The sequence below is a fragment of the Mesorhizobium sp. M0408 genome, assembly GCF_040321495.1.
GTDB lineage: Bacteria > Pseudomonadota > Alphaproteobacteria > Rhizobiales > Rhizobiaceae > Mesorhizobium.
Map to the genome: position 1 here is coordinate 1 of NZ_JAMYRO010000045.1, position 25796 is coordinate 25796.

Genomic DNA, 25796 nt, shown 5'->3' on the forward strand with positions numbered 1-25796 from the left:
TCCTTGCATGGCGGCCGAAAGGCGCACTCCACGAGCGAGCGCGCGACAGCTTGGTTTCGCTCATTTGCAAGGCGCTGACAGGGCGGTGAGACAAGGGAAACCCGCGCCGAGATCGAGTGCGACGCCGCGGGCGGGCCCATTCGACGTTCGGAAGGCGCCGCGACAATGCCGCCAACGCGATCGCTAAAGCGTCTTATCGGTGACGTGCGCGGGCTTGGCTTTGAAGCGTCAGCGGAGCGACATTTGCACCTTTCGCTCTGTGATCGCATTTTCGATGTCGATGTCGATGTCGATGTCGATGTCGATGTCGATGTCGATGTCGATGTCGCTGACGTTGGCTTTCTCACGAACTCCGCGTACGACCAGGCTGGCGTTCGTCAATAGACCTCCTGCAAGCCGGAACCAGGATCGACCTTGCCGCGACGCCGCCCGACCGCGAGCCCGAAGTCGGGCAGCGTGGTCGCGGCTCGTCGGGCGCAGGACATGTGTTGTTCATGGCGACCCCAACAATGCGGCTGGTCTCGAAGAAGCCGCTCATGACATTGCCGCTCAGGCGTCAGCCGCTTGGGAAGCCGCTGTCTGTTGGAAAACGATTACGCAATCAAGGGGCTCGCCGAAGTTAGAGCCTTTTGATCGATGGCTAATGGCGGAATAGCCCAATATTGTTTATCGCGCTCGGCAACGAGGAGATTGACCGGCTGGGCTGGGTCTCGAAGAAGGTTCTCCAGTTCGGCAGCGTAACAGATGCGGCGCTCCGTTCGAATATCGCATGCTCCACAATCAGCTCATGAAGCTGAGCGGCAACGCCTGGCGGTGCAACTCGGATCGCAATGGTCACGTGTCTGAACCTTTCGCCAGCTCGAAGCCTTCATCGAGCCAACCCGTAACGCCGCCAGCCATGATCTTCACGGGCGACCGAGCTCCGCAAGGCGAAGCGCCCCACGGGCGGCACCGTTGCAGTGAGGGCCGGCGCAGTAGGTGACGAATACGGTTTGGTGGGACCAGCGCTCGAGCTTTGAGCGGACAATCTTACCATGGGGCAAGTTGATGGCCCCGGGGACATGACCTTGGGCGAACATCGAAGGGCTGCGGACATCGAGGAGGACGAAATCGGGTTCGCGCGACAGCGCATCATGAACATCCCAACAGTCCGTTTCAAAGGTAAATTCGGCTGAGAAGTGTTCGCGTGCGATTTCGCTCGGAGCAGCGGGAACGGTTGTGACGGCGGAGGACAGGGTGATCTCCTTTTTGTTCTTGTTCGCTCTCCATGTGGCTGACTAGGATATCACCTTGCAATTGGCATGAATGACATACTACGGGTATATCATGCCAAACACGAACGGCCCCTCGTTGTCGCACTTCTCTACGACGGTCTTTGCACCTTTGAGTTCGGCATAGTCGCCGAAGTCTTCGGTTTGGCGCGACCTGAAATGGGTGAAAGCTGATACCGGTTCGCAAGCTGCGCCATCGAGGAAGGCCCCCTTCGTCCGAATGGTGGCTTGTTGCTGACGCCGGATCATGGCGTCGGATTAATCGATGAGGGCGATATTATCGTCGTTCCAGGATGGAAAGGGGTCGACGAACCTGTACCTCAAACTCTCGTCCAGCGGTTGCGTCACGCCCATGACAGAGGGGCAAGATTGGCGTCGATCTGCTCGGGTGCATTCGTGCTGGCGGCTACGGGCCTTCTCGATGGCGGAACGGCGACGACGCATTGGCGCTACGCTGATGCACTGCGCAGCCAGTATCCAAAGTTGGCCGTGGACCATGCCTCGCTCTACCGCTTACATGGCCGCGTGTTTACGTCCGCCGGGAGTGCCGCCGGCATTGACCTTCTGATCGAGATCGTTCGCCAGGACTTTGGAGCTGATGCGGCCAACTCCGTGGCTCGAAGGCTTATAATGCCGGCGCACCGTACCGGTGGGCAGGCGCAATTCCTTGAACGACCTGTCCGACACGGCGTGGGTCAGAAGTTGCGCCACTGCTGGACAAGATGAGGGCTGAACTCGGCGGCGTCTGGACGCTGGAGCGAATGGCATCGGAATGCAACATGAGCTTGCGGGCCTTTATACGAGGCTTCACCCAAGCGACGGGATCGCCTCCAGGCGAATGGCTGGTATCCGAGCGCCTTGAGGAGGCGAAGCAGCTCCTGATTGGTCGCCACCACAGCATCGAAGAGATCGCCGCCGCCGTGGGCATGAGTTCAGCGGATACGCTGCGACATCACTTCCGCAAACGCACGGGTATCAGCCCAAAGGAATATCAAACGCAGTTCGGCCGTCCGACGCCAGTTCGAACATGATTTTGACGAATGCTCGGTCATCTATCTGTGTCCATCAACGTCCGGAAAGGGGTCGCAGAACGAACCCGCTCGCACGGGAGGGCACGCGTTTCGCGGCTGGCGCAAAGGCGACAAGTCGACCAAAAAGGTGGGAAGCGCAGCGAACCCCTCTATATCGATAGCCATGGATGCATCGAGCGACCACCCGCAAAACGACGAGCTTCTCTCGGACATCCAGCGCCTGTCCTTCGACTATTTTCTCAAAGAGGCCAACCCGGCGAATGGCCTGATCGCCGACCGCAACACCCCGGGGTCACCGGCCAGCATCGCCGCCGTCGGGCTCGCCCTGTCGGCCTATCCCGTCGGTGTCGAGCGCGGTTTCATGACGCGCGCCGCCGCCGCTGAACGGACGCTCGCCACGCTTCGCTTCTTCTGGAACGCGCCGCAAGGGCCCGAAGCCGACGCAACGGGCCACAAGGGCTTCTACTACCATTTCCTCGACATGCAGACCGGCCGCCGCGTCTGGAAGTGTGAGCTGTCCACGGTCGATACGGCGCTTCTGCTTGCCGGTGCGCTGGCCACCGGCGCCTATTTTGGCGAGGACGATGAATCCGAACTGGAAATCCGGCGGCTTGCCGATGCGCTCTACCGGCGCGCCGACTGGCGATGGGCGCAGAACGGCGGCGCCACCGTCACCCATGGCTGGCGGCCTGGAAAAGGCTTCCTGCGCTATCGCTGGCAAGGCTACGACGAAGCGGTGATCCTTTATGTGTTGGGCCTCGGCTCGCCAACCCATTCGCTGCCGCCCGAGAGCTATGCGGCCTGGCTATCCACCTATGTGTGGAAAAAGATCTATGGCCGGGAATTGGTTTACGCCGGTCCACTTTTCGTCCACCAGCTCTCGCATATCTGGATCGATTTTCGCGGCATCCGCGATGCTTCCATGCGCAACCACGACTGCGACTATTTCGAGAACAGCCGCGAGGCAACCTACCTGCAACGCGAGTACGCCATTCGCAATCCGAAAGGCTTCAGCGGTTATGGCGAGAATTGCTGGGGCATCACCGCCAGCGACGGCCCAAGCCCGACAAAACGCCAAATGACGGTCGGCGGCCGCCGCTTCTTCGGCTACCTGGCGCGCGGTGCGCCATTCGGCCCTGATGATGGGACGTTGTCGCCGTGGGCAGCGATTACCTCATTGCCCTTTGCGCCAGAGATCGTTCTGCCGGCACTGCGCTATTTCCACGAGATCGACCTGCAAGAGGGCAACCCTTACGGCTTCACCGCAAGCTTCAATCCGACAATAGCAGCCGCCGACGGCCGGCCATGCGGTTGGGTATCGCCGGACCATGTCGGCATCAATCAGGGGCCGATCACTCTGATGATAGAGAACTACCGCTCGGGCTTCCTGTGGCGCCTGATGCGCCGCGTGCCGGCCATCATCGCGGGACTGCACCGAGCCGGTTTTTCGGGCGGTTGGCTATAACAAGTCGAAATGACAAAGCTCCCCGACTGATACCGGGATTCTTGACTGCTAGCATGCCGCATTTACTGCGAATGTCGGCTTAGAGGCGCATTGCTACTCGGCAGCATAGGGCCGATGAACGAACATGACGTAATCGCGGGAGCGGTGGCCACCTGAGACGTGGCGGCGATGTTCGAACCTCTAGCCGGCTGGCTGTCCCCCGATAGGATGAAGAACGGGCTCACGATTGACACCGGGCCCAGGCATCGAACGGAGGACAGCCATGGAACAATATATCGGTCTCAACGTGTCCACGAAAGAGACGGCGATTTCGATCCGTAAGGGATGTGGCGGGGCAAGTGCGCGTCCGACCCGCAACTGCTCGCGGCGCTGATCCGCAAGCGCGCACCCGATGTCCGGCGGGTGGTATTCGAGACGGGGCCGCTGTCGGTGTGGTTCTACCATGCGCTGACAGCAGAGGGCCTGCCCGCGATCTGCATCGACGCGCGGCATGCCAAGGCCGCCTCATCGACAGGCTTGGCAATTACTGGGCCGCACTTGAGGAGGCGGCGCGGAGCTTGGCGACGGGGCAACAGAATTTCAGTAACAAAACCCGTCGACCCGCTGAAACTCAAATTCGACTGCAGCCGCTGCAATCCGACGGTGAAGATCACCTTGCTCCAGGTGCATCCAGAGCACCTGCCGAAGCGATTGATGATCCCCGAGCCGGTGAAGGTGGACGGCGGATCAAGTGGTTTGCCGAGCGATTCCGCGGATGATTTGGTGAGCGGCTCACCGTCGCTTGCGGGGAAGGAGGGGTGGCCGGCGTCTCATTGGAGCGTTGGGGTAGATTGCCTGGTAGGGCGCCGGCCGGGCGGCGTTGGGGTCCACCGCAGGAATACGCTGACTGAGATCAAGGCGGTTGGTAGTACGATCACGGAAGCTGTGTCGACCAGCGCCAACCGCCTTGCGGGCCTCCTCAGGTTCCATCTCGTCGAAAATCACGGCCATGCAAACGCGCACCGCGAGGTCCCAGCAAGGGCCACGCTTGGTCCACTTCATCAGCTCCTCGCCGGCTGTCTCGGCGTTGTTGACGTTGCGGATGATCCCGGGACGCTCGGTCTTGACGGGGACCGGAGGGTTGAACCAGTGGAGAGCCATGCGGTCACTCTTTGTCGGCCCGATCAAGTTCCTCCAGCAAATACTTTTGCTCAGCCGGCAGCTCTCGTTCTATAGGCAGATTTAGCATCCTGCGAAGGTAATTGCGGATTACCTCTGACTATTGAAAATGCGGCAGGACGGCGCGCTTCCGTTGCGATGCCACAGCGGCTGAAGTTGGCTGACAGCTACTCGCGACAGTCGAAAGCCACGCAGAGGCCCAAGGCAGTTGCTGCCTCGACGATCGCCTCGGTTAGTTCTTCGTCGGAGGCCACCAAATAAGGCGCAGTCTCGCGAGCTTCGCGTAGTGCCGCTTTGATCGAGACCGTGTCGCGACGGTCCGCCCTGTTGAGGAGTACAGTAATTGCTTGCTCTAGAAGCGGACCGACCGTTCGCGCGACGCTCATCCAGCCCTCCCCAGGGACACGCCGAACGGTACTCTACTCCCTACCTGAGCGGCATCAAGGCCATGTACGAATTGTACAAATTGGTACGGTGCTGGGCCGCAACAGTCAGGAATGTTTGGTGGAAAAATTCGTCCGGGTGATCGGATAACTGGCTCGCGCGAAGACCCCCGTGCCCCCTTTGTTTCCCATGGCGCCGCTCGGATCGCATTTAGGTCAACCGTGGAGCGGCTTCAGGCCCCTCCCCGATACAATCCACCATGCGGAACCTTCCGCGCTTGCTTGTGAAGGCAAAATGCAGTTGCGGCAATGTCCGCTACTGCCGTTCGGCCGATCTCATGATGGTGTACGGCGGCGGCGGTCTTGGGCCTGTTCGGCGGTTATGCCCGTGCGCATCGCCAGGACCTCAACAGTCAGTACATCTGAGCTGGCGATTTCGCCGGGTCCCGGAAGAGCATCGTCTGCCGTAAGGGGCAATGCGGACTCTCGATCGATTTCGGCTTCAGCTTGATGCCAGTGTCGCTCAGGATCGCCGTGTATGCCGCCTTCGCGTCGCTAGATTTCATACGCGCGTTGCTGGATTTTGTCGTGCCGATCGTCGCCCATGCTCGTTCCTCCGTAAGGGGTTTTTTGCTTCAACGTGGCATAGGTCGGAATGATCCGGCACGGAACGGAGATTTCTTGGGCGTCAAAAGTGGGGAAAAGCGCATTGTTGTCGGGTCATTCCAAACTTCCGTTGACAACTTTTGGATCGGAAGGGCAAGAAAAAACAGATCCAGAGCTCACTCAAGCGCTTTCGCGAGCTGCACCTGGAATTCCGGAAACTTGCTGTTTCTTGCCGCCCTGCTGGATGTTGGGATTGCGGCAGTTCGGAAAATGCCAAGTCACGCGCCGACGCTCACCTATTAGGATGAAGCGATCGCCACTCTTTTCCTGTCCCTTCTCATCTCTTGGAAGCTTACATGATCACCTAAGACTTCCCGGCGACTTCTGAATGGATAAAGGGCTTGGGTCGTGACAAACAAAGCGAAGCCGTCGCGTCATGCGAGACTTTCTCCGCGCGTTGGGGCATCGGCTACGCCGGGCCGCCCTGATAGAGCGGCTGGGGCCTGGGCTCATCACTGGAGCCGCCGACGACGATCCCAGCGGTATCGCCACCTATTCGCAGGCCGGCGCCCAGTTTGGCATGAACATGCTTTGGACCATGGTCTTCACCTATCCGCTTATGAGCGCCATTCAAATGATCAGCGCCCGGATCGGCCGCGTTACCGGACAGGGGCTTGCGGCCAATATCGGCCGCGTCTTTCCAGCTTGGGTCGTTGTGATGTTGGTGGCGCTGTTGTTTATAGCTAACACCATCAACATCGGAGCCGATCTGGCAGCGATGGGTGCGGCTGCAAAGCTCGTGTTGGGTTGGGGTCAGCATACTTTCACCCTTGGATTTGCGGTCGTTTCGCTGATCCTGCAGCTGTTCATTCCCTATCACCGGTATGTCCGCTATCTGAAATGGCTGACTTTGGTGCTGTTCGCCTATGTCGGCGTTATTTTTGCCGTCCACATCGATTGGGGTGACGTTGCCCTGCGTACGTTTGTGCCGAAACTCGGTTTCACCGGGGACATGATCACGATGGTGGTGGCGATCATCGGCACTACCATTAGCCCCTATCTTTTCTTTTGGCAGGCCTCAGAGGAGGTGGAAGACGAAGAGGCCGACGCCGCGAGCAAGCCACTGCTGAAGAAGCCTTCCCAAGCCCGTTACGAACTGGACCGAATCCGCTGGGATACCTATATCGGCATGGGTTTCTCCAACCTGATCGCCTTTTTCATCATTCTGACGACGGCTGTTACGCTGCACACCAGCGGCAAGACGGAGATCCAGACTGCCGCCGACGCCGCTAACGCTTTGCGGCCCGTAGCCGGCGAATTCGCATTCATGCTCTTCAGTCTCGGCATTATCGGCACGGGCCTTCTCGCAATTCCAGTTTTGGCGGGCTCGGCCGCTTACGCGGTCGGCGAGTCCCGAGGCTGGAAGATTGGTCTCGAAAACAAGCCGTGGCAGGCAGTGGGTTTCTACACCGTAATCGGCTTGGCGACGATGCTCGGCATCGCTGTGGACTATTCGCCGATCGATCCAATTAAGGCCCTGTTCTGGACCGCGGTGATCAATGGGGTGATTTCCGTGCCCATCATGGCTGCGATGATGGTGGTGGCATCGCGCAGGCACGAGATGGGCCCTTTCGTCGCGACGTTTGGTCAGCGCGTACTCGGATGGGCCGCCACTGCCATCGTGGCCGGCGCGGCCGTGGCGATGTTCATCTTCAGCTGGGAAGCATCGAGGTGACCTTTTGTCAAGCAAGTTGGATCGATACCTCCATCTCGGAGCCAGGTCTAATCTCCTTGCTGGCGTCCGACCTTCCACCACTGGCGCAGCAACAAGAGCAGGTCTTGCGACAGCATAGCGTTCCGGTATCGCCCGCCCTTGCCGCGCTCGACACGTAGCAGCATGCGCTCGCTATCGACGTCGGCGACCTTCAGCGTCGACACCTCCGCCACGCGCAGGCCCGCGCCATAAGCGACCGACAGCGCGGCCTGGTGCTTGAAGCAGGTTGTGGCGTTGAGCAGCCGGGCGACCTCGTCGCGGCTCAGGACCACCGGCAGCTTGCGCGGATGCGCCAGACGAACGAGCTTGCGCGCCAGATCGGGACGATCGACCGTATGGGTGAAGAAGAAGCGCAGCGCCGACACGATGCTGTTCATGGTCGGCACGGGAACACCGTCGTCCTGCTGCTCGATCTGGAACCGGCGCAGGTCGTCGGTGGTCGCTGTGTCCGGTGAACGCCCAAGGAACGTCGCCAGGCGTCCGATGTCGCGAGGATAGTTGCGCTGCGTCTCCCGTGAGAAACGCCGCATGTTCATCTCGTCGATCAGCCGCTGACGAAGTGGACTGATAGGTGCATCAAGAACAGGATAGGGCATAGTCAGGCTCCTTGTTGAAGAAGCCCGTGATGCTCTGCCGCTGCCGAACCATCGTCAATGCGAGCGCGACGTCCGGTTCGTGATCTCTACCTCACCCCATGCGCCCATCCCGCGCAGCGGGTCGTCTAATCGCTCGACCGTCAAGGGGGTGAGTGCAAGGCGGCCGTCCTTTCTGTCGATTCTCGTTCGTCCGCATGCCGGGTACAGGGTCGCCTACGCGGTCGACGCGATGATCGCCGCAGGATGAGTTTCGCAGGTGAGATCTTCCTATGTTCGTTGCGCAATCTGCTTACCGAGGCGGTTGCTTCCCGCTTCGCGGAATGATCTCAGCCACGTCCCGGCAGGGACAGCTTGAGGCGTCTGTAAGAACGCTGTTGGTGGAATGGTATGGCGGAATCGTCGCAGGCTAGCGACCGGGGTACCAGACAGCGGCTTGCGTTCCTCCGTGCGGATCAAACAGCTCGCCCGTCCGAAGCATCGCATGCATGATCACCGCCAGCTTGCGCGCCAACGCTACGGCCGCTCGCTTGAAGCCAAGCCGTTCTTTAAGCTCCAACGCCCAGGCGCGCAGGGCGCTGGTATCCGACGACCGGTTCAGGATGACTGCGGCCGCCTCGTATAGAAGTCCGCGCAGCTGATTATCGCCTCGGCGCGAGATATGGCCGTCATGATCGACCTCGCCGGACTGGTAGCGCCTTGGCGTCAGGCCCACCCATGCGCCCACGGAGCGAGAGTTCCTGAAGTTCGCCGGATCCTCCACGGCTGCTGCAAAGGCGGTGGCTGTGACAGTGCCTACACCGGGCACTGACATGAGCAGTCGGCAGTGCTGGTCGTTACGCGCTATCGCGGCCAACTGCTTGGTCAGCTCTGCTGTCTGGTGTCGGATATCACTCCAGGCCCGAAGCATTGGCACGACGATCCGCGCCAGCTTTTCCTCGCCCTGCAGAAGGTTGCGAACGTTGCGCTCGAACACGCTGCCGGCGCCTTTGGGCACAACAAGGCCGAACGTCTTCATCAATCCGCGGATCTGGTTGGATATCTGCAAACGCATCTTGAGAAGCTGGCGCCGCGCGGTGATCAGAATGCGAATCAACATGCTGTCAAAACCTTTGACCCGAACCTCTCGGTAGAAGCCGACCTCGGCCAGATGTGCCAGGCCATCGGCGTCGTTCGCATCGGTCTTGTTCGCGGCCATATCCAGCCCTGCGGAGGCGGGTTTTGTCATTGCTGTGCAGTAGGGTGAGGCCGATGGAGCGCGCTGCCATCGGTTGGGGCGTGCCCGCTGCGAGGATTCCTGGCTGCTGCCAAAGAGGAGGGGACATTACTCCCCCCAATGGCAAGTAGCTAGTTTCCGTCCACAAACGTCAAACGTTGATTTTATTTCTTAAATCGTGACTTTGCGAAGGCAAGGCCCGGCGGTTCAGGTACACTTCGGTCTCATGCCACTGATTCCAAAGTACAATCTGCAACCGCCCGAGGGGAAAATGCGACAAGAACGCACCGTCCAAGCCAGCATATTCGATTTTTTCGCCGCGCACGAGATCGACGGGCGAATGGGTCCCGTCTTGTTTGCGCAAGAAAGCACAACGGATTTCTGTCGCGTCCGGAAGGTAAAGCGGCGCTTGGTCTTCGGGCTTTCCTGAAGCCCGAGCCTTCTCTCCTGGGTGTCAGCCTTGACGCGGCCGCTGCCGCCATGCCGACGCTTCCAGTGGCGCGCGGATGCCGGGAGAGGACGAGGGCGGGCGGGCCGCGGTGGCGGGTGAAGGCCCGGGAGAGAGTCTCCCGGCGCCCGCCGAGGAGCGACACCCATGACCCAGATGGAAATTCACACGCCCAAGCGCAACGGGCGTGCCGGTTACAAGGTCGACGTCAGCATCGGCCGCGTGTCGTCAGAATGGTTCAACCGGCCGGCGGACGAGCGATATCTGTCGCTCACCGACCTTCGGAATTCGGTCACGAGTCGGTCGGAGCGCAGCAAGACCCGCATCGTCGAAAGTGAGCGGATCCGCGTCGAAGCCAGCCGTGACGATCCGGAGCGCCTGAGGCTAATGCTGCCCGATGCGCGTGCGCCTGTTGCCCCCACGCATTGGAGTTTTGGCCAACTCGCCAGCCTGGTAGGCGCGCCGGCCACCTATCTTCGTCAGCTTCCAGCTCCGCTCGCGGCGATTAATCTCCAGCACGGTCTCATCAATCATCGCACCGAGCAGGTGAAGACGCTGGAAATCGAGAACGGAGGCCTCGAGCTACGGGCGGTAACAGGTCCGGACTACGGCAGGATTTTCGATGAAGATTTGATCGCGGCCGTGCAGAAGATCGCTGGCGACGGCACCGGCGACACGCGTTGGAAGGTGCCCGGCGTGCTCGACTGGTCGACGAGAATCTACAATCCGAACGTTGACATCTCCAACGACACAACGACACTTTATGCGTCCGACCGCGATGTGTTTGTGTTTCTTGTCGACGACCTGAACCCGATCGAGGCCGGGCGGCTGCCAAATGGGGAACCGGATCTTTATTTCCGCGGCTTCTACTGCTGGAACTCCGAAGTTGGAGCCCGCACGCTCGGGATCGCCAGCTTCTATCTGCGCGCGGTGTGTCAGAATCGCAATCTGTGGGGCGTGGAACATTTCGAGGAAATCACCATCCGCCATTCAAAATACGCGGCCTCCCGTTTCGCCCTGGAAGCCGAGCCGGCGCTGATCCAGTTCGCCGATTCCTCGCCCATGCCATTCGTCAATGGCATCAAGACGGCGCGGCAACGGATCGTTGCCCGGGACGACGAAGATCGCCAAGGCTTCCTGCGCAAGCGCGGCTTCTCCAAGTCCGAGACCACGAAGATCATCGATACTGTTCTCATGGAGGAAGGCAGACCGCCGGAATCGATCTTTGATTTCGTGCAGGGCATCACGCGGGTCGCGCGCGACAAGCCGCATCAGGATGTCCGCCTGGAAATGGAGGGCAAAGCCAAGAAGCTTCTCGATTTCGCTGCCTGATCCTGCTGAGGTCGGCAGCGAAACCTTTTGTTGCCGCCCTCGCGTGCGGATAGTCTCCATCAATCCGAGCGCCGTCCTCCGAAGCGAGAGGACGGTGCTTTTTTCGTGAGAGAACCCGATGACGCCAGCATGCTGGCGGCCTCGGGCCGCTCGGTCGCGCGCCGAGATCCGCGAGCCGGGGGCGGGGTCGGTGTGAGGCCTGGAGGCAGAGGGGGGAGGGGAGGGTTCCTGACGGGCTTGGAGGTTCGGGGAGAGGCCCCGGGCCGCCCGTCATGGAGAACCTGACCATGGCAAAGAACGCCATTCAGAAGATCGCGATGAACGCCGCGGAGAACATTCCCTATGACAAGCTAAGGCTGTCGCAGAAGAATGTCCGCCGCATCAAGGACGGCCTGTCGATCGAGCAGCTGGCCGAAGACATCGGGCGGCGAAAGCTCATCCAGAGCCTGAACGTCCGTCCCATGCTCGACGGCGAGGGCGACGAGACAGGCACGTTTGAGGTACCCGCCGGGGGCCGTCGCTATCTCGCGCTCGCCATCCTCATCAAGCAGAAGCGCCTGGCGAAGAACGAGCCGATCCCCTGCATCGTCAACCGCAGGCAGGAGACCTCGGCCGAAGAGGACTCGCTTGCTGAAAACCTGCGGCGCGCCGACCTGCACCCGCTCGACCAGTTTCGGGCCTTCAAGACGCTGAGCGATCAGGGCCTCGATCCGGAGGAGATTGGTGCCCGCTTCTTCGTATCGCCTGCGACGGTGAGGCAGCGCCTGCGGCTGGCATCGGTGTCTCCGAAACTTCTCGGTCTCTACGAGAAGGACGAAATCCGGCTCGATCAGATCATGGCATTTTCGATCTCGGACGATCATGCACGTCAGGAGCAGGTCTGGGAACGGATATCCGGCTCGCACATGCAGGAGCCCTACTGCATCAGGCGCTTGCTGACGGAGACCACGGTCCGGGCCGACGATCGCCGTGCCGTTTACGTCGGCGCCGAGGCTTATGAGGCGGCTGGCGGCGTCATCCTTCGCGACCTGTTCGAGCAGGATGCCGGCGGCTGGTTCCAGGACGCCGCACTTCTTGAGCAGCTTGTCTTTGACAGACTGAAGGTTGACGCCGAGGCGATCCGCGCCGAAGGCTGGAACTGGGTCGAGGCGGCGATCAGCTTTCCCTATGGCCACACCTCCGGCATGCGGCGCATCTACGCCGAAGCGCAGGAACTGAGCGCCGAGGAGATCGAACGCTACGACGCGCTCAAGGCCGAATATGACATGCTGGATGCGGACTATGCCAAGGCGGAGGACGCCGACGAAGCAATCGAGGCGAAGCTCGACCAGCTGGGTGCTGAGCTCGATGCGATTGATGATCGTCCTCAAAGCTACGATCCCGCTCAGAAGGCCATCGCCGGTGTGTTCGTTACGCTTGCCGCGGATGGCAAGCTCCAGGCCGACGCCGGTTTCGTGCGGTCCGAGGACGAGCCGCGGACCGAAACCGGCGACGTCGATGAGGGTGAGGAAGAGGGCGCCGACGCCGGAACCCGATCCAATGGCGAAGACGATGGCGATGGTGTTGTCGTCAACGGCAAGCCGGTGAACGACACCTCTGGCGACGACGGCGAAGACGATGGCATCAAGCCACTACCCGATCGGCTCGTCGTCGACCTGACCGCGCAGCGGACGCTGGCACTGCGCAACGCGCTCGCCGGAGACGTCGACGTCGCCTTCGTCGCCGCACTCCATGCCTTCGTCCTGCAGGTCTTTTATCGCTTCGCGCCGGACACGTGCCTGGAGATCAGCCTGAAGAGCGGCAGCTTCAGCCAGGTCGACGGTCTTGCCGAGACATCCTGGGCCAAGGAGATCTCCGAGCGGCACGAAGCCTGGGATCGCGATCTTCCCGATGAGGCGGAAGGCCTGTGGGACTTCGTTCTCGGCCTCGACGAAGCAAGCCGCAAGGCGCTGTTCGCGCACTGCGTCTCGCTGACCCTCAATGCGGTGGTCGAACCCTGGAACAGGCGACCGAAGGCGCTCGAGCATGCAGACGTGCTTGGCCGCTCGCTCCAGTTCGACATGGTCGACGCCGGCTGGACGCCTACAGTCGAGTTCCTCGGGCGGCTCACCAAGGCGCGGATTCTACAGGCTGTCCGTGAAGCTCGTGGCGCAGACTCCGCGCAGCTGATCGACCACATGAAGAAGGACATCATGGCCCGTGAAGCCGCCCGTCTTCTCGAAGGATCGAACTGGCTGCCCGAGCCGCTGCGCCTTGAGGTCGATGAAGTGGCTACCGATGCTGGTGACGCGGTCGCCGGCGACATGTCGGACGAGGCAGCTCTCGACGGCGATGTCGCCGAGCTGCCGGCCTTCCTCGCCGACGATGCGGATTCGTCCTCCGATGAGCCGGTAACCAGCGACGGCGACGAGGCGGACCACCTCCAGGCCGCTGAATAATCGGCGTCGCTCGCACCAGGCCCGGCACTCCCGCCGGGCCTATTTTCGTTTTCCGACTTGGAGAAATCCGCATGTCCGCACATATCGTGTACGAATCCGCTCCTCTGGGGAGCGTTATCCGGTACAGCGACGGCACCGCGAAACCGCCGGCTCGCTTTACCAAGAAACTCGCCGCCTGGGAGAGCCGCAGCGGCGTTGGTCGCCTGGTCAGGAAGGAACCGCCGCGCGAGCGCGCGACCTATAGCTCGCCGGCCTACTTCACCCTGCATGAGGGCGATTTCGGGCAGGGCGGCATCATTGTCGTCTCGGTCAGGCGCACATGGTCCGTCGAAAGCGCCCTGCGTTTCGAGATCGTCGAGCGTCCCACGATCGGCATGATCCGCGTCCTGCAGCAACTCGGCGACAGCCCGGAGCTGCTCTATCTCGCCAAAGATCGCGAGGCGGCCGAACGCTGGCTCGCCAGCAATTCGTATAGCCGAGCCTATCTCGAGGAGGTCTCCGCCGATCAGGTCGGCGCCGACGTCATCGAGGGCCGCGCGGCCGCCTGACTGTTTCTCCATTTAACCCACCCGACCACGGGCCCGGGATCGCGCGAGCGATCGCGGGCCTGTTCCATTTCATGGAGATCGACATGTTCGACTGGAACAGAAGCTGCTCCTATGACGAGCAGCAGAAGAGACGTTTTCACCCGACAGCCCGCTCACGGCTGAAGAAACTCGCCGCCGAACTTGCCCTGCCGCGGGGAAGCTTTGACCTGCGCTCGAACAAGGCGGGCATAGCCGTTTCCGGTGAAATTACCCTGCACCATGACCGTGCCTACATCCAGGTCGGCCCGTTCGGGCTGTCCTCAGGCCACGGTATCCTGATCCGGACCTGCAAGGGGCGCATAGACTATACCGGCGGAGCCAATCACTTCGTCGCGCTCGACATGCTCGACGACATTCCGCCGCTCGCCGCCGCCGTCCGCGCCATCACTGGGGTTGGTCGAGACGGTTCGCGTTCCTCCGAACGGCGCGCCGCCTGAACCCTGCAAAAACCATCACCGCCGGTGCACGCACCGGCCGCAGGGTCGGCCAGTCGACAGCCACAACACCACCAAACAGTTGCGACGACGCGGTTCATGCCGCGCCTGGCCGACCCGCGTTTAGGAGAACCCCATGACCGCACATCCACCCTTCAGGAAGGTGCTCGACGGCGTCGCCACCCGCGAGCAGATGTTCCAACTGTTCAGCCGACACAAAGAACTCCCGACATCGATCCGCTTTCCGGCACTCCCTATTCAGGCGAGTGGTTCCGGATCACCGCGTCAGAATATCACTTCATGCTCGATTTGCTGCCGCCGCTCTTCATGCGCACCGGCATGTTCAGCATGTCGGAGTTCAAGGCCGGCAACGTGACCAGCGTATTCTTCGCGATCCGGATCCGGGGCCGCGAACCTGCGCATTTCACGGTATTTGAGGCCAGAACTGACGAGGTGCTCGTAGTCAAGCGAGCCACGTATCAGGGTCAGACTTCAACTCGGATGGTCCTGGTCACCTGATCACCGTGGGCAATCGCCCATAGCGAGACCGTGTGGCCGACGGTTCGACTATATGATCGACCAGTCGCCGAACAAAATTTCGGATCAGGACCTGCCGCGCGGGATGCATCCGGCATTGCGTAAGGCGCCGATGAAGAGGATGGCCGGGCCGGCGATACTCGTCCTGGCCTGCATCGGTAGCGGCAGAGCGTTCCAGTCCTCCAAAGGAGCGATAAAGCTGGAGAAAGTGCCATTGACCATGCAATGGCTGATCGCCAAGCCCTGCTTGTCCAGTGCCAGAATGCCTGCCTGGTTGCTTGGATATCGGATGGCGGCGATCCGCTGCATTTCCAAGTCGCCATCGATGCGCAAATCAAAAAGCAGGACACCGTGGCTTCTGTTGGCAATTTCTGCGACTTTTTCCGTGAAACCAAGAGAAAGCGCACGAACGCTTTCGACCGCCATCCCGAAAACAATCGCGTCCAGCTCATCCGCCGCCATGAGAAGATTTGCTCCCAAGAAAATCAGGATTGCAATCGATGCAGTCGGTTGTGCACAGTCATCGGATGCGGACGGCTGTTAGTCCTTGTCCGTTTGCCCGGCGGCAACGAATGACGGCGTAGGCGGCGCTCGATGCAGGGAGGGGTTCTTTACCGAAGCTGGAGCATGCGAGCCTCGTCAGCATGTCGAAATTTGTCAGCTGCCGGTGGATCGAGCGAAGTGGCGCCTGTGGATGGCGGGCATGGATACGCTCTGAAGGTCGCGTCAAATGAGACCTCGGCTCGCAATAGACTGTTTGCGTCCCGGTGATCGAGCCAGTCCCCGAGATCAGTGAAACCTCGCTTGCTCGTCGCGGGCCTTCTCCGATAAAGCTCGGCAAGAGCGATAAGATGCCTTGGCGTAGGATACTCGCCGACGCGAAACAGCGACTTGGCTTGCAAGTCGTCCTCACATCAAGGAAGGGACTATGAAGCGCCAGATCCGGCCATTTATCGTGGAAGTCAAACAGAAGCGCGGCAAGCAAAAGCCAAGCCAGTCGATCTGGGGTGGTCTCGACCTGCCCAAAATTGTCACCGAGATGACGCAGCTGTCTGATGGTGCTCAGCTGCCAGGTTCTGAGCTCATTGACTCCAGTATAAGACCCATCGATGCTGAAGACGGTGACAATCCACAAGCGGAGCATATCATGGCCGATTCTCAGGAAGCTCAAACTGTTCAGACAACAGTAGCACCAGCCAAAGTGGAAGCCCCTGAAGCGAAGAAGAAAGTTCCGCGAGCAAAGAAAGCGAAGGCAGAGCTCGCCAAGCCGACCCGCAAAAACGGGGCGAGACCAGGGCCCCAGGCGGCCGAACCTGCGGTGGCGGTGCGGACCGCCCGGAAGACCTATTCTGAGAAGGAACGCGCCCAGAAGCTTGCCCAGATCGAGAAGTCGATCGCTGGGGGTGCGACCAGCAAGAGTGCGGTCAGCCAAGCCGGCATTTCGGAGCAGACCTATTATCAGTGGAAGAAGGTTGCAGCGCCAGCCGCAGATAGCGGCGATCTGAAGGACCTGCTCGCGCTCGAGGAAGAAAACAAGCGCCTTAAGAACCTGCTTGCTGACCGTCTGCGCAAGGAAAATGCCGAGCTCAAGAAGAAGCTGGGCCTGGGGTAAGACATACTGAGCCTCGTCGGAAATTCCGCCGACACTCAAGGCGGTAGCGGCGGCATATCGCCTTCGCCCACCCGCCACACCCAGGAGCCGATCTCAGGTCGCGCGGCGATCATTTCGTTGAGCGACGCTTCGTAGTTCTCGTCCGCACCGGTAGGGACGACAAAGAGTGCTATCGGCTCGTCCCTGGTCTGGAGCAACGCATTGGCGATCGGCTGCTCGGGTTGCAGGTCAAAGCGCAATCCCTTCACGCTCTTCTCGCGAAGGCGGGCGAGCCCATCGACGAGCCTTTTCTCCGGGACCGTCTCATAGGGAATCCAGTTCTCGGACACCACCATCAAGGCGACCTCCTCGACAATGGCGAGGCCGGCCGGGTTCAGTCCGAACGTCGCGATCGTCATGAGATGCGAGCTGGAATCCGCTGCCCACAGGGACAATTCTTTCTCAAAACGCGCCTGCAAGCGGCGATGCAATGCATCGTCGATCATGAAGGGAAAACCGGGCAAATGCCTGATGACGAGTTTCTGACTGGATCGGGCGGGCACGATCTCTTTCACCTCGCCGACCAGAACCAGCAGCTTTCGTGGGCCGGATTTCGGCGGGAGCTCCATGCCGAGAACCGCGTTGCGACGATGTTCGATCGCTTCCTTGTTCTCGGCGCGAAACGGCTCGGGCACGAACAGGATATCCGCGAGCGGTCCGCCCCTCACCGTCATTTGCCCGGCAGCCTCGAGCAGATGCCAGCGGACATTCCACCAATGCCGCTTGCCAGCCCATCGGGATGTCCAGACCGTCAATTCAGCCTCGTGCCACAGATAATGAAGGAGGCCACGCAGGGACATCCTCCTAGGATCGGCGGTTACGCTGGCGGAACTTTGGCCAGCAGGCACGGATGCTGCCCGGCTCCCCGTCTTCGACAGGCTGAAATTGAGTTTCAAAGCCGCCATGCCGCTTTGCGGATCGAGCTTTATCGCGCTGCCCATCAAGGCGCCCAGGCCGGACAGTTCGTAAGGCGATTCATATGAATCACAGGATGGATCATGCCCGCTGCCGCTGAGCGGCATTCGCTTGATCAGATGAAGGTCGCCGATGCGGGCGATGTACATCGGGCAGCCCGGCTCGCGGCACAGGCATAGCGGACGTTCGGCGCGCGCATAGGCGTTCGCCAGTGCCGCCTGCAGGTCGGACGCCCCTTCCTCGTAGACCTCACTGCCAATTCTGAACCGTCGCACCTCCACAGCTCCAGGTCGCCGCCGCATCCCTGTCCGGGCATTCAAGTCATGGCTTTGCGCAGAGCGCAACCCCTTTGGTGCAACGGCGCCAGAGGAAGAGGGGAGCCGGGAGAAGTGCGGCCCGGCTGGCGCGGAGAGAGTGCCGGCGCGGGCGCCACTCCCGTCTCGCGAAGGACATCTCCATGAACATTGTTTCGACCACATCCGCCGTTGCCCGGACGGCCGCGCCCCTCGCCGCGCCGGCACAAAACGCCATCGACACCGCCCAGGCGATCCATCAGGCGGGAATGCTGCTTCTGCCTTTCCTCGAGCAGGGCAAGCCTGTCACCACCGCCGCGCTGAGCACCGCCATGACGACAAGTTGTGGCGGCAGCGATGCGCAAGGGTTCTGGGTCTGGAAGGACGCCTATGAGGCGCTCGAAGTCGCCCAGGTGCTGTTTCTGCGCCAGTTCGGCCCCGCAATCCTGTCCCGGTCCACCACGCCGCAGGCAACGCTGGCGATGATGAAGCGCATCGCCGAACTTCTTCCCACCCATACGCGACGCTCCGACGAGAGCCAGGCCATGCAGCAGCTCTCGACGCCCTTGCCGCTGGCCTTCGTCACGGCGCACGCCGCGGCGATCGCATCTTGCGACCTCGTTCTCGAACCGTCGGCCGGAACCGGCCTGCTTGCCATCCACGCCGACATCGCCCGGGCCCGACTAGCGCTCAACGAGCTTGCCGCGACGCGGGCCGATCTCGTCGGCCTGCTGTTTCCAAGGTGCCCCATCTCGCGGCACGACGGCGCCCATATCGACGATCATCTCGACGCGGCCATGGAGCCATCCGTCGTGCTGATGAATCCGCCTTTCAGCGTCGGCGCCTATGTCGACGGACATGTCGCCGATGCGGCATGGCGGCACCTCTCTTCGGCGTTCGCACGCCTGCGTTCGGGCGGGCGCCTGGTCGCCATCACCGGCACCGGGCTGTCTCCGGAAAACCCCAAATGGCGGCCGGCCTTCGAACGCCTGCAGCAGCAGGGCACCGTCATTTTCACCGCAGCGATCGACGGCCGTGTTTACGCGCGCCACGGGACGACGGCCGAGACCCGCCTGACAATTATCGACAAGGTACCGGCCACCGACCAAATCGGCTTCATCCCATCCTCCGGCAAGGCCACGGATGTCGAAACGCTGCTCTCCTGGATCACGGATCTGCCGCCCCGGACACCGGGCGGCTTTCCGGACTCGATCGGTGCATTGTCCAGCGGCATCGTGCGCAATGCCGCCATGCACATGGGTCCCCGATCGGGAGCGAGAGCCGCACCCCTTGGTGTCGCAACGGCTGCTCCGAAGGCCATCCAATCGGTCCGCCCGATTGTGCGGGCGAAGCCCGCCCGCCAAGTCACGGCAAACAGCACGCCTGCTGTCCCCCTCGCCTATGAGCTGCACGACTGGATGCCGGAGGAGGGTGGCCGGCTCACCGATTCAATCTACGAACCCTATGCGCTCCAGTCGATTGACATTCCCCGCGCAAAGCCGCATCCGACGCCGCTCGTGCAGTCGGCCGCAATGGCCGCCGTCGCGCCGCCGAAGCCTTCCTATCGGCCGCTTCTTCCTGATGCCATCATCGACGAGGGCGCGCTGTCTGACGCCCAGCTCGAAAGCGTCATCTATGCGGGCGAGGCCCATTCCGGCCATCTCGCCGGCGCCTGGACAGTCGACGAGACCTGCGATGTCGTCTCGGCCGCGCCGCAGAACGCTGAGAATGCTGTCCGTTTCCGCCGTGGATGGTTTCTGGGTGACGGGACCGGTTGCGGCAAGGGGCGGCAGGTCGCCGGTGTCATCCTGGATAACTGGCTACAGGGTCGCCGACGCGCGATCTGGATTTCCAAGTCGGACAAATTGCTTGAAGACGCCCAGCGCGATTGGGCTGCACTTGGCCAGGAAAAACTCCTCGTGCAGCCACTCTCGCGTTATCGGCAGGGCACACCGATCCGCCTTGCCGAGGGCATCCTGTTCACGACCTACGCAACCCTGCGCTCGCAGGAACGGGAGGGCAAGAAATCCCGGATCGCCCAGATCCTCGACTGGGTCGGACAAGAGGCGGGAAGGGCCGATAGCCAGACGGGGATTGGAGAAAACCCGTCGGGGGCAAAAAAGATCTTTCGATGGCGTCATCGTCTTCGACGAGGCCCACGCCATGGCCAATGCCGCTGGCGGCAAAAGCGAGCGTGGCGACGTCGCCCCGTCGCAGCAGGGCAGGGCGGGACTGCGGCTGCAGCACGCGCTGCCCGATGCCCGCGTCGTCTATGTCTCGGCCACCGGCGCGACCGCCGTCGAGAACCTCGCCTATGCGCAGCGCCTCGGCATCTGGGGCAGCGAGGATTTTCCATTCGCCAACCGCGCCGAGTTCGTCGCCGCGATCGAGGACGGCGGTGTCGCGGCGATGGAAGTGCTCGCCCGCGATCTCAAGTCGCTCGGTCTCTATGTGGGCCGTTCGCTCTCCTATGAAGGGGTCGAATACGACTTGCTCGAGCATGAGCTGAGCGACGAACAGACCCGCATCTACAATGCCTATGCGGATGCGTTCCAGGTCATCCACAACAACCTGACTGCCGCCCTTGAGGCAGCCAACATTACTAGCGAAACCAGTACGCTGAATCGCAACGCCAAGTCGGCGGCGCGCTCGGCCTTCGAGAGCACCAAGCAGCGCTTCTTTAGTCATCTCATCACCTCGATGATGACGCCGACCCTGATCCGCGCGATCGAGCAGGACCTCGCCGACGGTCATTCGGCGGTCGTGCAGATCGTCTCGACCGGCGAAGCGCTGATGGAACGGCGGCTTGCCGAGATCCCGACCGAGGAATGGTCGGACTTGCATGTCGATGTGACGCCGCGCGAGTATGTAGGCGGATACTTGATGCATTCCTTCCCCACCCAGTTGTTCGAGGAATATTCGGACGCGGAGGGCAACGTCCTTTCGCGGCCTGTCCACGACGAAGATGGCAACCCGGTTCAATGCCGCGAGGCCGTTCGCATGCGCGACGAGATGATCGAGAGGCTCGCGTCGCTTCCGCCGGTCGGCAGCGCGCTCGACCAGATCATCCATCACTTTGGGACCGACACCGTCGCCGAGGTGACCGGCCGCTCGCGGCGCATCGTGAAGAAGACCGGCCGCGACGGCATCGACCGGCTGGCCGTGGAAAACCGCCCTGGCTCGGCCAATCTCGCCGAGACCCAGAGCTTTATGGACGACGACAAGAGCGTGCTGATCTTTTCGGACGCCGGCGGCACCGGCCGCTCCTATCATGCCGATCTTGGGGTGAAGAACCAGAGGCTGCGCAAACACTATCTGCTCGAGGCCGGCTGGCGCGCAGACAACGCCATCCAGGGTCTCGGACGAACCCACCGCACCAATCAGAGACAACCGCCGCTGTTCCGGCCCATGGCCGCGAATGTGAAGGCCGGCAAGCGCTTCCTGTCGACGATCGCACGACGGCTCGACACGCTGGGCGCGATCACGCGCGGCCAGCGCCAGACCGGCGGGGCAGGGCTGTTCCGTGCCCAGGACAATCTCGAGAGCCCCTATGCCCGCGCAGCGCTGCGGCAGTTCTATCGTCTGCTGCACCAGGGCAAGATCGAGGGCTGCTCGCTCACGACTTTCGAGATCGTGACTGGGCTGTCGCTGACGACTGATGAAGGCGGTCTGCGTGACGAGCTGCCGCCGATCACGACCTGGCTGAACCGCTTGTTGGCCTTGCGCATCGAGACCCAGAACCTTTTGTTCGAGGTATTCGAGCAGCTGATGGCGGGAAGAATAGAAGGCGCCATCGCCGCCGGCAATTATGACAAGGGCCTGGAGACCATCACGGCGGAGAGCATCGTCGTCACCGATCGCCGCACCGTCTACACGCATCCGGTCTCGGGCGCGCAGTCGCATGTGCTGACCGTCGCGCGCAAGGACCGTGTTCGGCCCCTCGGGCTCATTGATGCGCTGGCCATTGCCCGCGTGGAGCCACAATCGGTCCTGCTCGTCAACGCGCGGTCAAACCGCACGGCGATCCAGCTTCCGACCGCGAGCCTTATGCTTGACGATGGAAGTATTGAGCATCGCGTGCGGCTGCTTCGTCCGACGGACGAGGTGCGCTTCGGTCTCGACGCCCTTGCCGAAACCTTCTGGCAGCCGGGCGACCGCAAACTGTTCTGCGAGCTGTGGCAGGCAGAAGTCGCCGCTATCCCGGAGTTCACCACCAGCACCTTTCACATCGTGACGGGTCTGCTGTTGCCGATCTGGCGTCGGCTGCCGGACGACGACTGTCGAGTCTATCGAATCCAGACCGATGCCGGGGAGCGCATCATCGGCCGCCACATCGCGCCGACGCTTGTCGCGACCATGTTCCGCAATCTGGGGCTCGGCAACGTGCCGACGCTCGCACCGGACGACGCATGGACCGGGCTTGTCGACGGACGGATCGGACTGCAACTCGCCGATGGCCTGATCCTGCGCCGCAGCCGCGTCATGAACGACTACCGTGTCGAATTGATCGGCTGCACCGACGCGATGGTCCCCCGGCTGAAGGCGCTGGGGCTGATCTCCGAGATCATCTCCTGGAAGCTGCGGCTGTTCATCCCGACGACCGCGCAAGGGTCCGCCATCTTCACCGCGCTCCTCGACCGCCATTCGCTGGTTGGCGTCACCGACCGTACCTCGGCGGCATGAGGGGAGGCGATCATGACCGGCTCGGCCTCCGAGCTGGCACGCCGCCTTGGCGATCATGCCGAGGCGGTGTGCCGCGAATATCTCCCCAACGGCCATCGCTCCGGCAACTACTGGATGGTCGGCGATGTCCGCAACACGCGCGGCCGCTCCATGCATGTTCGGCTCAAGACCAGTACCAAGGGCCCTGCGGGTAAGTGGGTCGATGAGGCGACCTCCGAATTTGGCGATCTGCTCGATGTCATCCGCGAAAGCTGTGGTCTGGTCGACTTCCGCGAAGTCGCGGATGAAGCACGTCGCTTCCTCTCCATGCCGCTGCCACCGCCCCAGCTCCCTGGCGCGCAGCGCCAGCCAGCCGCGAAACGCGGCTCCCCTGAGGCCGCGCGGCGCCTGTTCGGCATGTCCCAGCCGATCGTCGGCACGCTGGCGGAACGCTATCTTGCCGGTCGCGGTATTCTGCTCTCCACGCGTGAGCGTGCCCTGCGTTTCCATCCCGGCTGCTACTACAGGGATCTCGTGACGGGCGAGACGCAGACCCTGCCTGCCCTGATTGCCGCTTTGACCAACCTCAACGGGCAGATCACCGGCCTACAACGCACCTGGCTTGATCCTTTGGGTCAGGGCAAGGCGCAACTCGCGGATCCACGCCGCTCGCTGGGGGATCTCCTTGGCAACGGCATCTGGCTAGGCCACCAGCCCGGTGCGCCCGTCCCGGTCATGGCCGCCGGCGAGGGCTTCGAGACGATGGCTTCGCTTAAGGTGGTGATGCCGGTGCTGCCGGTGGCGGCCGCCACCTCGGCCAATCACCTCGCCGGCCTGACGCTCCCGCCCGGCTGCCGTCGCCTCTACATCGCAGCCGACGCCGACGCCGCCGGCCGGCACGGCATCGAACGTCTCAGCCAACGCGCAGGCGAGGCCGGGATCCTCGCCTTGGTGTTGCGGCCGCAGCTCGGCGATTTTAACGACGATCTGCGCCATTTCGGCCCGGCCCATCTCGCGGCATGGCTCAGCGATCAGCTCGTTCCGGAGGATGTCCGTCTCTTCCTGCCGCCCGGATGAACGGCCAGAGCCGGCAGGCGGGCAGGGGTGGCGTCGCTGGATAGCCTGCAGGCATGGCGGCGGTCCGCCGGGAGAGGCCGCGCCCGCGGCCTGCCCGAGAGGCGACCCCTGCCACCCCCCGGTCACGGCCGCAACGGCTGCGCCGTCCTCCGCTCGCGCTCCGGCCTTCGGTGCGGCCGCGCCCGGGGCGCGGCCGGGATGCGCTGTCAGGCCGCGAAGGGCGCGGCCACAACCGATGGAGACACGCCATGACCTACGATCTTCCTTTCGACGACGCCTACGAGCCCTACCACGCCTCCTCGCCGACCGATCGCGTCATCCTCGAACTGCAGATGTACGGCCATCGCCCGCATCAGGACGAACCTGATCCTCGGCCGCTTCCCGACGACGAAGTGATCCGGACCGGCCTCGCCGGCATCGTCGAGAGCTTCGCCGGTATGCTTGGCGACACCAGGCTCGAACCCGATCTCGACGACCTGCTCTGGTCGTTCGCAAACGTCTTCCACCGCGCCGCCGAGCGCGTCGCCCGCAGCCTCGACCGCAACGAGCAGGCCCAGCGCTCGAGCCAGCAGGAGCAGGACGGCTCGGAGGTGAAGTCCGTCGAGCTGGAGCGGCTGACTGCGGAAGGCATCACCTATATCGAGCGCCGCAACGTGCTCGAAATCATGCGCGACGAGACTGCCGACCTCTACGAGGCACAAACCGGATCGGCATGGCGGCCGCGCACCGGCTCCAAGGTCAGCCACCAGGCGATGACCGCGTCGGTGATCGACAGCCGCGACTTCCTCGCCGCCCGCCGCCACGCCGAAACCGAGGTGCTCGTTCCGGCCGGCACCAAGATCGCCTTCGCCGGCGGCCTCGACTGCAACGATCACGACCGGATCTGGGACGCGCTCGACAAGGCCCGCGAGAAGCATCCCGACATGGTCCTGCTCCACGGGGGCAGCCCGCGCGGCGCAGAACGCATCGCCGCCTGCTGGGCCGAGAACCGGAAGGTCACCCAGATCGCCTTCAAGCCGGATTGGAGCCGGCACGCTAAGGCGGCTCCGTTCCGCCGCAACGACCAGCTTCTCTCGGTGGTGCCCTACGGCCTGATCGTCTTTCCCGGCTCCGGCATCACCGAGAACCTTGCCGACAAGGCCCGTCGGCTCGGCATCCCCCTCTGGCGGTTCGCGGAGGGCGGCGCGTGAGCGCCGTTTTCTTGCAAATCAAGAAAATCTGGATTATATGGAGATCGATAAGGAGTCCAGCCATGCGTCAGTTCACGACGGGGGATCTCAACAAGCAGGTTGGCGACGTCACCGACGTTGCCAGCCGCGAACCCGTTATTCTCACCAAGCACCGCAAACCCCGGTTCGTGTTGATGAGTTACGAGCACTACGAACGGATGCGCATCGGCGGCGATCCCCGCCGCGCATACCATGTCTCCGAGATGCCGGAGGAACACACGGAACTCTTCGCCGCCGAGATCGATCGACTGGCGCGCGGGGATGGATACGATGATGAGCGGTAGATTTCTGCCCGGTCAGGTGATCTCCTACCCGTATCTTTGGGCATGGCAACACGAGCGCGGCGAAACAGAAGGCCGCAAGAGCCGGCCGACCTGCGTGGTCATTGCTGTGCGCGGCGCAAGAGACGGCCTGACCCATCTCGCGCTCCTGGCGATAACCACCCAGCCACCGCCCGGCGATCGGGTCGGTTTGGAAGTCTCCGCTATCGAGTGCCGCCGCGCCGGTCTGACCGATCTCAAACGCTGCTGGATCGTGGTTGACGAATACAACTCCGATATTGCCGAACGCTCGTGGTACATCGAATCCGACGGTAAGCCCCTCGGTCGTTTCAGCAAGGCATTCATGATGAAGATCGCAGGCGCCTTTATCGAAGCGCGCAGCGAGGGCCGCCGCGTCAGCCGGCTGGATTGACGT

18 protein-coding genes and 7 pseudogenes are annotated in these 25796 nt (G+C 62.3%); 16 read left to right on the forward strand and 9 right to left on the reverse strand.

The genetic code is table 11. The annotated features are described in order from the left end of the window. Window positions 1–228: 228 nt before the first annotated feature. Window positions 229–381 (reverse strand): hypothetical protein, encoded by a 153-nt coding sequence (locus NKI67_RS31280; RefSeq protein WP_352648649.1) that lies wholly within the window; start codon window positions 379–381, stop codon window positions 229–231. Here NKI67_RS31280 and NKI67_RS31285 point away from each other — a divergent pair. Beyond that, window positions 360–633 (forward strand): annotated as a pseudogene (locus NKI67_RS31285) (aminoglycoside phosphotransferase); the annotation flags it as partial. The gene NKI67_RS31280 and the pseudogene NKI67_RS31285 sit on opposite strands and share 22 nt — an antisense overlap. 201 nt (window positions 634–834) lie before the next feature. Here the strand turns inward: NKI67_RS31285 and NKI67_RS31290 are convergent. Then, a pseudogene (locus NKI67_RS31290) lies at window positions 835–1235 on the reverse strand (rhodanese-like domain-containing protein). Window positions 1236–1301: 66 nt separating this feature from the next. Here NKI67_RS31290 and ftrA point away from each other — a divergent pair. The 3 genes and pseudogenes from ftrA to NKI67_RS31305 all read left to right on the forward strand — a co-directional run. Beyond that, window positions 1302–2302 (forward strand): annotated as a pseudogene (gene ftrA, locus NKI67_RS31295) (transcriptional regulator FtrA). Between the two features lie 163 nt (window positions 2303–2465). Further along, the gene (locus tag NKI67_RS31300; protein WP_352648651.1) at window positions 2466–3767 is read left to right on the forward strand and encodes a glucoamylase family protein; all 1302 of its coding nucleotides are present in this window, start codon (window positions 2466–2468) and stop codon (window positions 3765–3767) included. A 262-nt stretch (window positions 3768–4029) separates the two neighbouring features. Continuing rightward, a pseudogene (locus NKI67_RS31305) lies at window positions 4030–4271 on the forward strand (IS110 family transposase); the annotation flags it as partial. Window positions 4272–4538: 267 nt separating this feature from the next. Here NKI67_RS31305 and NKI67_RS31310 read toward each other — a convergent pair. The 3 genes and pseudogenes from NKI67_RS31310 to NKI67_RS31320 all read right to left on the reverse strand — a co-directional run. Then, window positions 4539–4907 (reverse strand): DUF982 domain-containing protein, encoded by a 369-nt coding sequence (locus NKI67_RS31310; RefSeq protein WP_352648686.1) that lies wholly within the window; start codon window positions 4905–4907, stop codon window positions 4539–4541. Between the two features lie 185 nt (window positions 4908–5092). Then, window positions 5093–5311, reverse strand: coding sequence for a hypothetical protein (locus tag NKI67_RS31315; protein ID WP_352648653.1), 219 nt, complete (start codon window positions 5309–5311; stop codon window positions 5093–5095). 357 nt (window positions 5312–5668) lie between these two features. Further along, window positions 5669–5914 (reverse strand): annotated as a pseudogene (locus tag NKI67_RS31320) (DUF2934 domain-containing protein); the annotation flags it as partial. A gap of 436 nt (window positions 5915–6350) precedes the next feature. On the opposite strand from NKI67_RS31320, the gene NKI67_RS31325 reads away from it, so the two are divergent. Next, window positions 6351–7649 carry an NRAMP family divalent metal transporter gene (locus tag NKI67_RS31325; protein WP_352648655.1) on the forward strand — a complete coding sequence of 433 codons (1299 nt, stop codon included), beginning with the start codon at window positions 6351–6353 and terminating at the stop codon, window positions 7647–7649. A 47-nt stretch (window positions 7650–7696) separates the two neighbouring features. On the opposite strand, the gene NKI67_RS31330 is transcribed toward NKI67_RS31325, so the two are convergent. Next, a complete protein-coding gene (locus tag NKI67_RS31330; protein ID WP_352648657.1) occupies window positions 7697–8284 on the reverse strand; it encodes a site-specific integrase in 588 nt (195 codons plus the stop codon). A gap of 406 nt (window positions 8285–8690) precedes the next feature. Beyond that, window positions 8691–9497 (reverse strand): annotated as a pseudogene (locus NKI67_RS31335) (IS110 family RNA-guided transposase); the annotation flags it as partial. A gap of 595 nt (window positions 9498–10092) precedes the next feature. Here NKI67_RS31335 and NKI67_RS31340 point away from each other — a divergent pair. The 5 genes from NKI67_RS31340 (at window position 10093) to NKI67_RS31360 (ending at window position 15255) form a co-directional block, all read left to right on the forward strand. Further along, a complete protein-coding gene (locus tag NKI67_RS31340; RefSeq protein ID WP_352648659.1) occupies window positions 10093–11277 on the forward strand; it encodes a DUF932 domain-containing protein in 1185 nt (394 codons plus the stop codon). A 287-nt stretch (window positions 11278–11564) separates the two neighbouring features. Next, the gene (locus NKI67_RS31345) at window positions 11565–13715 is read left to right on the forward strand and encodes a ParB/RepB/Spo0J family partition protein (protein ID WP_352648661.1); all 2151 of its coding nucleotides are present in this window, start codon (window positions 11565–11567) and stop codon (window positions 13713–13715) included. A gap of 71 nt (window positions 13716–13786) precedes the next feature. Further along, the gene (locus NKI67_RS31350; RefSeq protein ID WP_352648663.1) at window positions 13787–14263 is read left to right on the forward strand and encodes a UCP036055 family protein; all 477 of its coding nucleotides are present in this window, start codon (window positions 13787–13789) and stop codon (window positions 14261–14263) included. 83 nt (window positions 14264–14346) lie between these two features. Continuing rightward, window positions 14347–14739 carry a hypothetical protein gene (locus tag NKI67_RS31355; protein ID WP_352648665.1) on the forward strand — a complete coding sequence of 131 codons (393 nt, stop codon included), beginning with the start codon at window positions 14347–14349 and terminating at the stop codon, window positions 14737–14739. A 96-nt stretch (window positions 14740–14835) separates the two neighbouring features. Next, window positions 14836–15255: a DUF1419 domain-containing protein gene (locus tag NKI67_RS31360; protein ID WP_502909373.1), complete on the forward strand. Its 420-nt coding sequence runs from the start codon at window positions 14836–14838 to the stop codon at window positions 15253–15255. A gap of 84 nt (window positions 15256–15339) precedes the next feature. Here the strand turns inward: NKI67_RS31360 and NKI67_RS31365 are convergent, their stop codons facing one another. Next, window positions 15340–15735, reverse strand: a complete 396-nt coding sequence (locus tag NKI67_RS31365) for a hypothetical protein (RefSeq protein ID WP_352648667.1) — start codon at window positions 15733–15735, stop codon at window positions 15340–15342. Window positions 15736–16201: 466 nt separating this feature from the next. Here NKI67_RS31365 and NKI67_RS31370 point away from each other — a divergent pair, with 466 nt between their 5' ends. Then, window positions 16202–16885, forward strand: a complete 684-nt coding sequence (locus NKI67_RS31370) for a transposase (protein ID WP_352648669.1) — start codon at window positions 16202–16204, stop codon at window positions 16883–16885. A 35-nt stretch (window positions 16886–16920) separates the two neighbouring features. Here the strand turns inward: NKI67_RS31370 and NKI67_RS31375 are convergent, their stop codons facing one another. Next, on the reverse strand, window positions 16921–18114 hold the full coding sequence (locus NKI67_RS31375) for a DUF1173 domain-containing protein (RefSeq protein ID WP_352648671.1): 1194 nt from the start codon (window positions 18112–18114) through the stop codon (window positions 16921–16923). Between the two features lie 182 nt (window positions 18115–18296). Between NKI67_RS31375 and NKI67_RS31380 the strand changes: the two are divergent. The 5 genes and pseudogenes from NKI67_RS31380 to NKI67_RS31400 all read left to right on the forward strand — a co-directional run bounded on the left by NKI67_RS31380 (window position 18297) and on the right by NKI67_RS31400 (window position 25793). Beyond that, window positions 18297–22815 (forward strand): annotated as a pseudogene (locus NKI67_RS31380) (strawberry notch-like NTP hydrolase domain-containing protein). Between the two features lie 12 nt (window positions 22816–22827). Further along, the gene (locus NKI67_RS31385; protein ID WP_352648673.1) at window positions 22828–23871 is read left to right on the forward strand and encodes a DUF7146 domain-containing protein; all 1044 of its coding nucleotides are present in this window, start codon (window positions 22828–22830) and stop codon (window positions 23869–23871) included. 248 nt (window positions 23872–24119) lie between these two features. After that, window positions 24120–25061: a DUF2493 domain-containing protein gene (locus NKI67_RS31390; protein ID WP_352648675.1), complete on the forward strand. Its 942-nt coding sequence runs from the start codon at window positions 24120–24122 to the stop codon at window positions 25059–25061. Window positions 25062–25123: 62 nt separating this feature from the next. Further along, window positions 25124–25384, forward strand: a complete 261-nt coding sequence (locus NKI67_RS31395; protein ID WP_352648677.1) for a type II toxin-antitoxin system prevent-host-death family antitoxin — start codon at window positions 25124–25126, stop codon at window positions 25382–25384. Continuing rightward, complete coding sequence (locus NKI67_RS31400) at window positions 25374–25793, forward strand: hypothetical protein (RefSeq protein WP_352648688.1); 420 nt, start codon at window positions 25374–25376, stop codon at window positions 25791–25793. Before NKI67_RS31395 ends, NKI67_RS31400 begins: the two co-directional genes overlap by 11 nt. Window positions 25794–25796 lie beyond the last annotated feature (3 nt).

What these genes read in the sequence shown, in the direction of transcription:
- NKI67_RS31300 (WP_352648651.1), top strand. Translation starts at nt 2,466, where the DNA reads ATGGATGCATCGAGCGACCACCCGCAAAACGACGAGCTTCTCTCGGAC.
- NKI67_RS31310 (WP_352648686.1), bottom strand. Translation starts at nt 4,907, where the DNA reads ATGGCTCTCCACTGGTTCAACCCTCCGGTCCCCGTCAAGACCGAGCGT.
- NKI67_RS31315 (WP_352648653.1), bottom strand. Translation starts at nt 5,311, where the DNA reads ATGAGCGTCGCGCGAACGGTCGGTCCGCTTCTAGAGCAAGCAATTACT.
- NKI67_RS31325 (WP_352648655.1), top strand. Translation starts at nt 6,351, where the DNA reads ATGCGAGACTTTCTCCGCGCGTTGGGGCATCGGCTACGCCGGGCCGCC.
- NKI67_RS31330 (WP_352648657.1), bottom strand. Translation starts at nt 8,284, where the DNA reads ATGCCCTATCCTGTTCTTGATGCACCTATCAGTCCACTTCGTCAGCGG.
- NKI67_RS31340 (WP_352648659.1), top strand. Translation starts at nt 10,093, where the DNA reads ATGACCCAGATGGAAATTCACACGCCCAAGCGCAACGGGCGTGCCGGT.
- NKI67_RS31345 (WP_352648661.1), top strand. Translation starts at nt 11,565, where the DNA reads ATGGCAAAGAACGCCATTCAGAAGATCGCGATGAACGCCGCGGAGAAC.
- NKI67_RS31350 (WP_352648663.1), top strand. Translation starts at nt 13,787, where the DNA reads ATGTCCGCACATATCGTGTACGAATCCGCTCCTCTGGGGAGCGTTATC.
- NKI67_RS31355 (WP_352648665.1), top strand. Translation starts at nt 14,347, where the DNA reads ATGTTCGACTGGAACAGAAGCTGCTCCTATGACGAGCAGCAGAAGAGA.
- NKI67_RS31360 (WP_502909373.1), top strand. Translation starts at nt 14,836, where the DNA reads ATGCCGCGCCTGGCCGACCCGCGTTTAGGAGAACCCCATGACCGCACA.
- NKI67_RS31365 (WP_352648667.1), bottom strand. Translation starts at nt 15,735, where the DNA reads ATGGCGGCGGATGAGCTGGACGCGATTGTTTTCGGGATGGCGGTCGAA.
- NKI67_RS31370 (WP_352648669.1), top strand. Translation starts at nt 16,202, where the DNA reads ATGAAGCGCCAGATCCGGCCATTTATCGTGGAAGTCAAACAGAAGCGC.
- NKI67_RS31385 (WP_352648673.1), top strand. Translation starts at nt 22,828, where the DNA reads ATGACCGGCTCGGCCTCCGAGCTGGCACGCCGCCTTGGCGATCATGCC.
- NKI67_RS31390 (WP_352648675.1), top strand. Translation starts at nt 24,120, where the DNA reads ATGACCTACGATCTTCCTTTCGACGACGCCTACGAGCCCTACCACGCC.
- NKI67_RS31395 (WP_352648677.1), top strand. Translation starts at nt 25,124, where the DNA reads ATGCGTCAGTTCACGACGGGGGATCTCAACAAGCAGGTTGGCGACGTC.
- NKI67_RS31400 (WP_352648688.1), top strand. Translation starts at nt 25,374, where the DNA reads ATGAGCGGTAGATTTCTGCCCGGTCAGGTGATCTCCTACCCGTATCTT.